Source organism: Cupriavidus sp. BIC8F, assembly GCF_032465815.1.
GTDB lineage: Bacteria > Pseudomonadota > Gammaproteobacteria > Burkholderiales > Burkholderiaceae > Cupriavidus > Cupriavidus necator.
Window position 1 is genome coordinate 2729642 of the sequence record NZ_CP136094.1, and the last position, 12262, is coordinate 2741903.

The 12262-nt window shown below is 68.4% G+C and carries 10 protein-coding genes; 7 read left to right on the forward strand and 3 right to left on the reverse strand.

The genetic code is table 11. The annotated features are described in order from the left end of the window. Positions 1-75: 75 nt before the first annotated feature. The 4 genes from RS901_RS12740 to RS901_RS12755 all read left to right on the forward strand — a co-directional run bounded on the left by RS901_RS12740 (position 76) and on the right by RS901_RS12755 (position 5206). Positions 76-1974 carry an MFS transporter gene (locus RS901_RS12740; protein WP_316149111.1) on the forward strand — a complete coding sequence of 633 codons (1899 nt, stop codon included), beginning with the start codon at positions 76-78 and terminating at the stop codon, positions 1972-1974. A 27-nt stretch (positions 1975-2001) separates the two neighbouring features. After that, positions 2002-2724, forward strand: coding sequence for a glutathione S-transferase C-terminal domain-containing protein (locus tag RS901_RS12745; protein WP_316149112.1), 723 nt, complete (start codon positions 2002-2004; stop codon positions 2722-2724). Positions 2725-2809: 85 nt separating this feature from the next. Further along, a complete protein-coding gene (gene aroC / locus RS901_RS12750; protein ID WP_041227845.1) occupies positions 2810-3919 on the forward strand; it encodes a chorismate synthase in 1110 nt (369 codons plus the stop codon). Between the two features lie 12 nt (positions 3920-3931). After that, positions 3932-5206 (forward strand): MFS transporter, encoded by a 1275-nt coding sequence (locus tag RS901_RS12755; RefSeq protein ID WP_316149113.1) that lies wholly within the window; start codon positions 3932-3934, stop codon positions 5204-5206. Here RS901_RS12755 and RS901_RS12760 read toward each other — a convergent pair. Next, positions 5128-6234, reverse strand: coding sequence for an NAD(P)/FAD-dependent oxidoreductase (locus RS901_RS12760; RefSeq protein WP_316149114.1), 1107 nt, complete (start codon positions 6232-6234; stop codon positions 5128-5130). The two genes, RS901_RS12755 and RS901_RS12760, sit on opposite strands and share 79 nt — an antisense overlap. Positions 6235-6271: 37 nt before the next feature. After that, entirely contained in the window at positions 6272-6985 is a 714-nt protein-coding gene (locus tag RS901_RS12765; protein ID WP_316149115.1) for a FadR/GntR family transcriptional regulator, read from the reverse strand. Positions 6986-7225: 240 nt separating this feature from the next. Between RS901_RS12765 and RS901_RS12770 the strand changes: the two genes are divergently transcribed. From RS901_RS12770 to RS901_RS12780, 3 genes are all read left to right on the forward strand, one after another. Continuing rightward, positions 7226-8113 carry a flagellar brake protein gene (locus RS901_RS12770; RefSeq protein WP_316149116.1) on the forward strand — a complete coding sequence of 296 codons (888 nt, stop codon included), beginning with the start codon at positions 7226-7228 and terminating at the stop codon, positions 8111-8113. Positions 8114-8202: 89 nt separating this feature from the next. After that, the gene (locus RS901_RS12775) at positions 8203-9312 is read left to right on the forward strand and encodes a triacylglycerol lipase (RefSeq protein ID WP_316149117.1); all 1110 of its coding nucleotides are present in this window, start codon (positions 8203-8205) and stop codon (positions 9310-9312) included. Continuing rightward, entirely contained in the window at positions 9299-10348 is a 1050-nt protein-coding gene (locus tag RS901_RS12780; protein ID WP_316149118.1) for a lipase secretion chaperone, read from the forward strand. Before RS901_RS12775 ends, RS901_RS12780 begins: the two co-directional genes overlap by 14 nt. A gap of 78 nt (positions 10349-10426) precedes the next feature. Here RS901_RS12780 and RS901_RS12785 read toward each other — a convergent pair whose 3' ends face one another. Next, on the reverse strand, positions 10427-12115 hold the full coding sequence (locus RS901_RS12785; protein WP_316149119.1) for an electron transfer flavoprotein-ubiquinone oxidoreductase: 1689 nt from the start codon (positions 12113-12115) through the stop codon (positions 10427-10429). Positions 12116-12262 lie beyond the last annotated feature (147 nt).

Consider the following 12262-nt stretch of genomic DNA (forward strand, 5'->3'; position numbering starts at 1 on the left):
CGGCCGAACCGCGGCTCCGGCACACTAGCCGGCGTTCCCATTTCGGCGGCGGTCCCCTGACCGACCGGCCCATCCATGAGCCAACACAGCCAGTTCCGACTGCTCGGCCTGCGCCGCTTCGCCCCGTTTTTCTGGACCCAGTTCCTGGGGGCGATGAACGACAACGTCTTCAAGGTCGCCTTCACCTCGCTGGTGACCTACCACACGGCGCTGTTCGAGGGCGTGGACGCGCGCAGCGCGGCCTTCCTGATCTCGGCCATCTTTATCGCGCCGTTCGTGTTGTTTTCCGCCACCAGCGGGCAGATTGCCGACAAGCTGGAGAAGTCGCGCCTGATCCGGCTGGTCAAGTCGCTGGAAATCGCCATCATGGTGCTGGGCCTGGCCGGCTTTGCCTGGCACAGCGCGCCGCTGCTGTATGCCGGCACCTTCCTGATGGGGCTGCATTCCACGCTGTTCGGGCCGGTCAAGTTTGCCTACCTGCCGCAGCACCTGGATGAAAGCGAGCTGGTCGGCGGCAACGGGATGGTGGAGATGGGCACCTTTGTCGCGATCCTGATCGGGACGCTGATCGGCGGCGAGCTGGCCGGGCTGCAGCAGGGCGGCACGATCGTGGGGCCGATGTACGTGGGCGCGGTGTGCGTGGTGATCGCGGTGGCGGGGCGGCTGGTGTCGGGCCGCATCCCGGTCTCGCCGGCGCCGCAGCCGGACCTGCGCATCAACTGGAACCCGTTCTCCGAGACCTGGCGCAACCTGGTGCTGGCGCGCGGCAACCGCACGGTATTCCTGAGCCTGCTCGGCATTTCGTGGCTGTGGTTCCTGGGCGCCACCTTCCTGACCTCGTTCTTCAGCTATGCCAAGGATGTGCTGGGCGGCGACCAGAACGTGGTGACGTTGCTGCTGGCGGTGTTTTCGCTGGGCATCGGCACCGGTTCACTGCTGTGCGAGCGCTTGTCCGGGCGCCATGTCGAGATCGGCCTGGTGCCGTTCGGCTCGATCGGCATGACGGTGTTCGCGGTCGACCTGTACTTTGCCAGCCAGGGGCAGGCACCCGTGGCGCTCAGCGGCATCGGCGGCTTCCTGGCCGAGCCGCGCCACTGGCGCGTGCTGGCAGACCTGTTCCTGCTGGCCATGTTCGGCGGCTTCTACAGCGTGCCGCTGTACGCGCTGATCCAGAGCCGCAGCGCACCCACGCACCGCGCCCGCATCATCGCCGCCAACAACATCCTGAACAGCTTCTTCATGATTGCCGCTTCGCTGCTGGGCGTGGCGATGACGCGGGCGGGCTACAGCATCCCGCAGCTGTTCCTGGTGGTGGGGCTGCTCAATGCGGTGGTGGCGGTCTACATCTACTCGCTGGTGCCCGAATTCCTGCTGCGCTTTATCGCGTGGATCCTGGTCCATACCCTCTATCGGCTGCGCCGCGTCAACGCCGAGCGAATTCCCGCCGATGGCCCGGCCGTGCTGGTCTGCAACCACGTCAGCTTTGCCGACGCGGTGGTGCTGATGGCCTGCAGCCCACGCCCGGTGCGCTTCCTGATGGACCACAACATCTTCAAGGTGCCGCTGCTGTCGTGGTTCTTCCGCCAGGCCCGCGCGATCCCGATCGCGCCGGCGCACGAGAATCCGGACATGCTCAGGCGCGCCTATGACAGCGTTGCGCAGGCGCTGGACGAGGGGGATCTGGTCTGCATCTTCCCGGAAGGCAAGATCACCGCCACCGGCGAGATCAACCCGTTCAAGCAGGGCGTGCAGCAGATCATCCGGCGCACGCCGGTGCCGGTGGTGCCGATGGCGCTGCGCGGGCTGTGGGGCAGCTTCTTCTCGCGCAAGGGGGCACCGGCGATGTCGCGGCCGTTCCGCCGCGGCATCCTGAACCGGCTGGAACTGGTGGTGGGCGAGCCCGTGCCGCCCGAGGCCGCCACCCCGGAAGGGCTGCAGCAGATGGTGCAGGCCCTGCGCGGCGACTGGCGCTAAATCCGTTGTGCGGAACCCGAGACCACGATGATCACGCTCTATACCTTTGGCCCCGCCTTCGGGCTACCCGACGCCAGCCCCTTCGTCACCAAGGCCGAGATGCTGCTCAAGCTGGCCGGCCTGCCTTACCAGGCGCGCCGCGGCAGCCTGCGGCGCGCGCCCAAGGGCAAGCTGCCCTACCTGGACGATATGGGCCGGATCGTGGCGGATTCCACCATGATCCGCTGGCATATCGAGAAGACCTACCACATCGACTTCGACGCCGGCCTGAGCGCGGCCGAGCGCGGCATCGCCTGGGCCGCCGAGAAGCTGATGGAAGACCACCTGTACTGGGCTGTGGCGCGGGTGCGCTGGCTGGACCAGGCCAACTTTGACAAGGGGCCGGCCCAGTTCTTCCGCGGCGTGCCGGCGCCGGTGCGCGGCCTGGTCGAGCGGCTGGTGCGCTACAAGGTGCGCAAGACGCTGTGGGGGCAAGGCCTGGGCCGGCATAGCGAAGAAGACCTGGTGGCGCTGGCCAGCAAGGGCGTGACCTCGATCGCCGACATCCTGGGCGACAAGCCCTACCTGATGGGCAACGCGCCATGCGGGGCCGACGCCACGCTGTTTGCCTTTGCCGGCAGCCTGCTGTGCCCCGTATTCGACACTCCGATCCGCACCGCGGCCGAGGGGCATGCCAACCTGGTGGCCTATATGGAGCGGATGCGCGCCGAGTTCTACCCCGAACTGGCGCTGGAAAGCGCCGCCGCCTGAGCCTGTCGGGCCGCGCTGCGGCCGCCCGAGGCCCGCCATTGGCCTTACAATGGAAACCTTCCCCAATTCCTGTGCGGTTTCCATCATGTCCGGCAACACCCTTGGCCTGCTTTTCACTGTTACCACCTTCGGCGAATCGCACGGGCCCGCCATCGGCGCGGTGGTGGACGGCTGCCCGCCGGGCATGGCGCTGACCGAGGCCGACATCCAGGGCGACCTGGACCGCCGCCGGCCCGGCACCTCGCGTCACGTCACGCAACGCCAGGAAGCCGACCAGGTCGAGATCCTGTCCGGCGTGTTCGAGGGCAAGACCACCGGCACCCCGATCTGCCTGCTGATCCGCAATACCGACCAGCGCAGCAAGGACTACGGCAATATCGTCGAGACCTTCCGCCCGGGCCATGCCGACTACACCTACTGGCAGAAGTACGGTATCCGCGACCATCGCGGCGGCGGCCGCTCGTCGGCGCGCCTGACCGCGCCGGTGGTGGCGGCCGGGGCGGTGGCCAAGAAATGGCTGCGCGAAAAGTACGGCACCGAGATCCGGGGCTATATGTCGCAGCTCGGCGAAATCGCCGTGCCCTTCACGGACTGGTCGCATGTGCCGCAGAACCCGTTCTTCGCGGCCAATGCCGACGTCATCCCAGAACTGGAAACCTATATGGACGCGCTGCGCCGCGACGGCGACTCCGTCGGCGCGCGCATTGAGGTGGTGGCCAGCAACGTGCCGGTGGGCCTGGGCGAACCGCTGTTCGACAGGCTCGACGCCGACATCGCCCACGCGATGATGGGCATCAACGCGGTCAAGGGCGTGGAGATCGGCGCCGGCTTCGACAGCGTGGCCCAGCGCGGCAGCGTCCATGGCGACGAGCTGACCGCCGAGGGCTTCCGCACCAACAATTCCGGCGGCGTGCTGGGCGGCATTTCCACCGGTCAGGACGTCACCGTGTCGCTGGCGATCAAGCCGACGTCTTCCATCCGCACCCCGCGCGAATCGATCGACAAGGCCGGCAATGCCGCCACCGTCGAGACCTTCGGCCGCCACGACCCGTGCGTGGGCATCCGCGCCACGCCGATCGCCGAGGCCATGCTGGCGCTGGTGCTGATCGACCACGCCCTGCGCCACCGCGCCCAGTGCGGCGACGTCAAGGTCGATACGCCGCGCATTCCCGCGCAGGCCGGCCAGACGCCTTGATCTGACCTCGCGTTGGCCACGCCTTTCGCGGGCGGCGGCGCTACCGGCGCCGGCCGCCCCGACTACGCCCGTTTCGGGCTCTTCTATCTTGGCTACTACGGCTACGTCGGCCTGATTTCGCCGTACGTCAGCCTGTATTTCGCCGACCGCGGCTTCAACCCGGTGCAGATCGGCGTGCTGATGGCGAGCTTCCAGGTCAGCCGCATCGTCGGGCCCTACCTGTGGGGCTGGCTGTCCGACGTGATGCACACGCGCGTGCGCATCCTGCGCGTGAGCGCGTTCACCTCGTTGCTGGCCTTCCTGATGCTGCCGGGTGTGGGCAGCTACGGCGGCATGATGGCGATGATGCTGACGCTGAGCCTGTTGACCAGTGCGATGTCGCCGCTGGGCGATGCCCTGACCATCTCCACGCTGCGCCGCTACGGCGCCTTCGACCATAGCTACGGCCGCATCCGCATGTTCGGCTCGGTCGGCTTTATCGGCGCGGTGCTGGCCGGCGGGGCGCTGTTCGAAGCGGTCGGCATGCGCGCCTTCCCGTGGGTGGCCAGCACGCTGCTGGCGATCCTGGCAGCGGTGGTGCTGACCATGCGCGACGCCGCCGCCGACGGTCCGCACACGGCGCCGCCGCGCGCCTTGCCGCTGCTGCGCCGCCCGGACGTGGCCTGGTTCCTGGCGTCAGCCTTCCTGATGATGTTCGCGCACGCCGCGCTCTATGTGTTCTATTCGCTGTGGCTGGCACAGCTGGGCTACAGCAAGTTGGCCATTGGCGTGATGTGGACAATCGGCGTGGTCGCCGAGATCGTTTTCTTCTACTACCAGGGCCTGCTGTTCGCGCGCTATGCGCTGCGCACGATCCTGGCCGGCACCTTTGTGCTGGCGGCGCTGCGCTTTGGCCTGACCGGCTACTTCGCAAAGTTTGCCTGGCTCATGGCGCTGGTGCAGGTGCTGCACGCGGCCACCTTTGCCGCGCACCACAGCGCCAGCCTGAAGCGGTTGCAGGCCTGGTTTGCCGGGCCGCTGCAGGGGCGCGGGCAGGCGCTGTACACGGGCATTTCCTACGGCGTCGGCGGCACGCTGGGCGGGCTGGCGATGGGCTGGACCTGGAACGCGCTGGCGCCCGAGCATACCTTCGGGCTGGCCGCCATTGCCGCGGCGGCCGGCGCGTTCTGTGCCGTGATGAGCTTCCGCGCGGAAGGGGGCGGCGCGGTTCAGGCCAGCGCCGCGCAGACCCGCTCGGCGATGGCCAGCGACGAGGTCAGCCCCGGCGACTCGATGCCGAACAGGTGAACCAGCCCCGGCACGCCATGCACGGCGGGGCCGTCGATGCGGAAGTCCGCCGCCGCTTCATGCGGGCCGCTGATCTTGGGGCGGATGCCGGCATAGCCGGGTTGCAGCGCGCCGTCGGCCAGTCCGGGCCAGTAGCGGCGCACCTCGTCATAGAAGCCGTCGGCGTCGGCCGGGTCCACGCCGTATTCGATCTCGTCGATCCAGCGCACATTGGGGCCGAAGCGCGCCTGCCCGCCCAGGTCGATGGTCAGGTGCACGCCCAGCCCAGCCGCCTCGGGCACGGGGTAGATCAGCCGTGAGAACGGCGCGCGCCCGGCCAGCGTGAAATAGCAGCCCTTGGCGTAGTACTGCGGCGGGACATGGGCCTCGGGCATGCCGTCGATGCGGCGCGCCAGTTCCGGCGCGGTCAGCCCGGCCGAGTTCACCACGGTGCGCGCCAGCAGCGTGGTGGCGCTGCCATCCTCGTTGCCGATCTCCAGCCGGATGCCGTCCGGCGTCACCGCGCCGCCCAGCACCGGCGACTGCACCGCCAGCATCGCGCCGGCGTTTTCCGCGTCGCCCAGCAGTGCGGTCATCAGGCCATGGCTGTCGACAATGCCGGTCGACGGCGACAGCAGCGCGGCATGGCACTGCAGTTGCGGCTCCAGCGCCTGCGCCTCGGCGCGGCTGACGAGGCGCAGGTCGTCCACGCCGTTGGCCGCCGCCTTGGCGCGGATGCTCTCGAGCGTGGCCACCTGGGCCTCGCTGGTGGCCACGATCAGCTTGCCGCAGCGCTGGTGCGCCACGTGATGGCTGGCGCAGTAGTTGTACAGCATGGCCTTGCCGCGCACGCACAGCTGCGCCTTGAGCGAGCCGGCCGGGTAGTAGATGCCGGCGTGGATGACCTCGCTGTTGCGCGCGCTGGTGATGGTGCCGAAGGCGTTCTCGGCTTCCAGGATGATCACTTCGCGGCCCTGCAGCGCGAGTGCGCGCGCCACCGCCAGTCCCACCACGCCGGCGCCGATGACGACGCAATCCACTGTTTCCATGGTTGTTCCTTGCTCCAATGTCCTGTGTGTTCGGGGCTCAGGCCGGCAGGCCGAGGCGGGCTGCGGCAGCCGCAAGGTGCTGCTGCGCGGCGTCGCGGGCGGCCGCGGCGTCGCCGGCGGCAATGGCTTCGGCCAGCGCCGCATGTTCCTGGTCGGCCGCGCGCGGCGCGCCGGTCGTCATGTTCAGCCGCGCGGTGTTCTCCCAGGCGCGCTGGCGCGCGGCCAGCATCTGCTGGCTGACGAAATCGGTCAGGCCGGTAAAGCAGGGGTTGTGCGCGGCCTCGGCAATGGCATGGTGGAAGGCCATGTCGGCCGCGGCCGCGCTGGCCATGTCGCCCTGGCCGTCGGCCTGTGCCTGCATCGCCGCCAGCGCGGCCCGGATGGCGTCAATATCGGAATCGGAGCGCCGCTGCGCGGCCATCTCGGCGCAGGCCGTTTCCACCACCCGGCGCAGTTCGAACAGCTGCGCCAGCGTCGGGCCGCCATCGGGCGAGCTGGCCACGCGCCAGGCCTGGCCGCCTGGCGTCTCCGACACATAAGCGCCCGAGCCCTTGCGCGTCACCAGCACGCCATCGGCCTTCAGCTGGGCGATGGCCTCGCGCACGATTGGCCGGCTCACGCCGAAGGTATCGGCCAGGCTCGTCTCCGCTGGCAGGCGCGCGCCCGCGCCGTAGCGGCCGGCGAGGATGTCGTCGTGCAGGGTCTGGGCAATGCGGCTGGCGAGCGAGGCCGGGCGGGGCAGGATGGTCATGGTTTAATATGTCAGGCTGTCAGACAGCTTTTGGTGATTTTCGGCTTAACTTTGCGGTGCGTCAAGGCTTCCATAGGGAGCGAATGCTACACATGCGGCCTTGGTCGATCGCCGAGGGCTTAATTTCGCCGCGCCGGCGCCGATAGAAGCCTGATACAGGTGGCGGATCCTGCGCGTCAGCTCCGCCCAAGGCTTGCCATGCCCCGTGGCGTCCAATGCCGGGGCCTACTGCGAACAGCCATGATCCAGCTCACACCTAACGATCTTCCCGTCGGATACCCGCTGCCCTGGTCATTGCTCGATGGCGAGGGCAACCTGGTGCTCGGCAGCGGCAGTGTCATTCCCGATGAACGCGACCTGGCGCTGGTGTTCCACCATGGCGTGGTCTGCCGCGAAGATGGCCACGACGATGCCGATGACGAACTGCGTCCGACCACCGGGCCGCTTGGCCTGCAGGTCGGCACGCTGCTGCATGTCAAGCATGAGGGCGAGGCCGCGCGCCCGGCCGCCAGCCGCCTGATCGGTTTTATCGAGCAGGGCCTGTTTGTCACCTGGCCGCAGCTCGGCGGGCGCGACCTGCCGCTGCAGGCGGGCGATGCCGTGCTGCTGCGCGGCTTCTCCGGACAGGCCATCCACAGCTTCACCTCGACCATCACCGCCGTGTGCCGCAGCCCGTTTCGCTACCTGGTGCTGTCGGCGCCGGTGCAGAAGCACGCAACGCCGGTACGCAAGGCCGCGCGCGTGCCTACCCGGCTGGCCGCCTACCTGACCGAGCCCGGCGATGACGACGGCATCGACACCGGCACGGCGCGCCTGGCGCTGCTGTCCGACCTCAGCACCGGTGGCGCGCTGGTGCAGACCACCGCGCCGGCGCCGGCACCGGGCAGCCGCGTGCGGCTGCGCTTCAAGATGCGCACGGCGTCACTGGACAGCGAGGTCACCATCGATGGCTGGGTCCGCCTCGCGCCCCCCGGCGCGGCCAGCGACGATGCCGACTTTCCGGCCTTCGGCGTGGCCTTCGACGTGCTGGCCGAGCGCGAGCTGACGCTGCTGCAGTGCTACATCTACGAACAGCTGCTTTCCAGCACCCGCATGCCCTTGCAGCCCGCGGCTGTAGCGGCCGTTTAGAGGGAATCCGCTAATGTTTTGATTGTCTCGTCGGGGCGGCCAGTCTTTACTGCTTCCAGCATAAAAAGACCCACCACCGAGGAGACAAGATGGAGCACAGCGGACACCACGCGTGCGGACAACGCACGCCCGCGCTACGCGAGCAGAAGGCCGGCAAGGCCTTGCGCAGGCTCGCAGGCACAGCCACGCTGGTCGCAGCGGCCATGCTGGCGCAGCCAGCACCGGCCCTGGCCGCGAGCGGCGACTACGCGAAGACGCGCTACCCGATTGTGCTGGTCCACGGACTGACCGGCGCGGCCAAGATGGGTGGTGTGCTCGACTACTGGTATGGCATCCCCGAAGTGCTGCGGGCCAACGGCGCGCAAGTCTATGTGGCCACGGTGCCGTCGTTCAACAGCGACGAGGAGCGCGCGCTGGCGCTTCAGGCCTATGTGCGCGCGGTCAAGCTGGAAAGCGGCGCCGACAAGGTCAACCTGATCGGCCACAGCCAGGGCGGGCCGACCTCGCGCATGCTGGCGGCGATGTCGCCGCAGGACGTGGCCTCGGTCACCACCATCGGCAGCCCGCATCGCGGCAGCGAAGTGGCCGACACCGTGCTGGACCTGATCAATGGCGTCAACAGTATTCCGATCGCCGGGCCGGTACTCGTCGGCATCATCCAGGGCGTGCTCGATACCGTGGGCTGGTTCAACGGCATCGGCAACGGGCAGGCGCTGGACCAGGATGCGCTGGCCTCGCTCAGGATCCTGACCACGCGCGGCGCCGCCGAGCAGAATGCGCGCCTCAATGCCACGCTGGTGCCCGGCACGAAATCGGCGCTGGGGCCGGATTGCAATACCGCTGGCGCGGTGTCCGAGCAACGGCAGGCGCGCGATGCCGCGGGCAACCTTGTCACCCATACCCAGGCTGCGTATTCCTGGACCGGGCAGGGCGGGCCGTTCAGCCTGCTGCGTTCCAACCTGCTGGACCCGACCACGGTGATGATGTCGACCTCGGCCGGGCTGATGGACCTGAAGGGCGCCGGCCCCAATGACGGGCTGGTCTCGGTCTGCAGCAGCAAGTGGGGCCGGGTGCTGGCCACTGGCTACTACTGGAACCATCTCGACGAGGTGAACCAGATGGCCGGCCTGTACCAGGACGTCGATCCGCGCACAGTCATCCTCAGCCACGCCAACCGGCTGCGCAATGACCAGCTCTGAGCGCTCGCCGCGGCTCTGGCTGGCCTTGCTGCCGGCCGGCGCAGCGGCGGCCGCGGTGTACTGGCTGACGATGCCGTCCGGCCCGGTCGTTGTGCCGCAGCGCACGGCAGCGCTCACCACTGCCGCGAGTCCTGCGGCCACATCGGCTGACGCCGGACCCGCCGGCGCGGCTGCCTTGCCATCGCTGTCCGGCGTCGACGTGCCCGCAGGCCCCGAACTCGACGCGCAGGGGAACCTGCGACTGACGCGCGCGCTGCGCACCTACTTCGACTACTTCCTCAGCGCCCGCCACGACGCCGGCGGCGCCGACGCGCTGGACCAGCTGGTGCACGACGATATCCGCCGCCGCGTGCCGCAGCCCGCGGCAGGGCAGGCGTGGCAGCTGTGGCAGCGCTATGTAGCCTATCTTGCCGAGATTCAACTGCAGGCCACCCGCAAGCCGCGGGCGGATTCGAACGGCACGCTGGATGCGGCGCAGGTGCAGCAGCTGCGCGCGCTGCAGGCTGAGCGCAACGGTGCGCGGCAGCGCCTGCTGCCGGAGGTGGCGGCAATCTGGTTCGGCGACGAGCAGGCGTATGACGATGCCATGCTGGCGCGGCTCGACATCGCGGCGCAATCCGGCCTGGATGACGCGCAGCGGCAGCAGCGGCTCGCCGAACTCGAAGCCACGCTGCCCGAGCCATTGCGCGCGGCACGGGAGGCCAGCGCGCGTCCGCAGACGATCAGCGACACCATCGCCGGCATGCAGGCCGCCGGCCGCAGTGCGCAGGACATCGGCGCGGCGTTGGCGCAGGCCTACGGCCCCGACGTGGCGCAGCGCTACCAGCAGCAGGCGCAAGCCGGGCAGGCCTGGCAGCAGCGCTACGACGACTACGCCGCGCGCCGCGCCCAGATCGAGTCGTTCCCGGGGTTGTCGGAGCAGGACCGCCGGCAGCAGCTGGATGCGCTGCGCAGCCAGGCCTTCGGCAATCCCAGCGAAGCGCTGCGGGCCGAGGTCGTCGACAAGGCGATGGCCGCGCGCCGGCAGGCACGATAGCCGCGCTGCATCGGCCAAAGAAAAACGGCACCGGGTTTCCGGTGCCGTCTTCACATGCCAGCCGCTGGCGCGGCCGCCTTACATCCCGACGTAGTTCGGACCGCCGCCGCCTTCCGGCGTCACCCAGACGATGTTCTGGGTCGGATCCTTGATGTCGCAGGTCTTGCAGTGCACGCAGTTCTGCGCGTTGATCTGCAGACGCTCCTTGCCCGACGTCTCGTCCTGCACGAACTCGTACACACCGGCCGGGCAGTAGCGCGACTCGGGGCCGGCGTACTTGTCCCAGTTGATGTTGACCGGCACGCTGGCGTCCTTGAGCGTCAGGTGCGCCGGCTGGTTCTCTTCGTGGTTGGTGTTGCTGATGAACACCGAACTGAGGCGGTCGAAGGTCAGCTTGCCGTCCGGCTTCGGGTACTCGATCTTCTGGCACTCGGCCGCGGGCTTCAGGTACACATGGTCCGGCTTCACGCGGTGGATGGTCCACGGCGGGTTGCGGATGCCCAGCTTGGGCAGCAGCCATTGCTCGATGCCGGTCATCAGCGTGGCGGTGGTGCGGCCCTTCTTGAACCACTGCTTGAAATTCTTGGCCTGCAGCAGTTCCTTGTGCAGCCAGCTCTGCTCGAACGCGGTCGGGTAGGCGGTCAGCTCGTCGTGCTGGCGGCCGCCCTGCAGCGCGTCATAGGCGGCCTCGGCGGCCAGCATGCCGGTCTTGATCGCGGCGTGGCTGCCCTTGATGCGCGAGGCGTTCAGGTAGCCGGCGTCGCAGCCGACCAGGGCACCGCCCGGGAACACGGTCTTGGGCAGCGACAGCAGGCCGCCGGCGGTGATGGCGCGCGCGCCGTAGCTCAGGCGCTTGCCGCCTTCAAAGTACTGGCGGATTTCCGGATGCGTCTTGAAGCGCTGGAATTCCTCGAACGGCGACAGCCACGGGTTGGTGTAGTCCAGGCCGACCACAAAGCCGACCGCGACCTTGTTGTCTTCCATGTGGTACAGGAACGAGCCGCCGTAGGTGGCCGGGTCCAGCGGCCAGCCGGCGGTGTGCACCACCAGGCCGGGCTTGTGCTTGGCCGGATCGATTTCCCACAGTTCCTTCAGGCCGATGCCGTAGCTCTGCGGATCCTTGCCGGTGTCGAGGCCGAATTTCTCGATCAGCTGCTTGCCCAGGTGGCCGCGTGCACCTTCCGCGAAGATGGTGTACTTGGCATGCAGCTCCATGCCCAGCTGGAAGTTCTCGGTGGGCTCGCCTTCCTTGTTGATGCCCATATTGCCGGTGGCCACGCCCTTGACCGAGCCGTCTTCGTTGTAGAGCACCTCGGCGGCGGGGAAGCCCGGGAAGATTTCCACGCCCAGCGCTTCGGCCTGCTGGCCCAGCCAGCGCACGAAGTTCGACAGGCTGATGATGTAATTGCCTTCGTTGTGGAAGCACTCGGGCAGCAGCGCGGGCGGCGTGCCCTTGGAGCCGGACTCGTTCAGGAACAGGAACTTGTCTTCGGTGACCGCCTGGTTCAGCGGCGCGCCCAGTTCCTTCCAGTTCGGGATCAGTTCATTGAGGGCGCGCGGATCCATGATGGCGCCCGACAGGATGTGGGCGCCGGGCTCGGAGCCCTTTTCCAGTACGCACACGTTGACGTCGGCGCCTTTCTCCTGCGCGAGTTGCTTCAGGCGGATGGCCGTGGCCAGGCCGGCGGGGCCGCCGCCAACGATGACCACGTCGTATTCCATGGCTTCGCGCGGGCCGAACTGCTCCAGGAGCTGTTGCTGATCCATTGTCTCTAACCCTCTATTTCTTTGCTGCTTGCTTGCAATTGTGGGAAATGCGGTGATCGTTTTGCCGAGAACCGGGCCTGCGCGCGGACGGGAACCGCGGGTGGGTGAGTTGGCAGCGATTTGGGGTCCAAAGACGCCCGGATCACG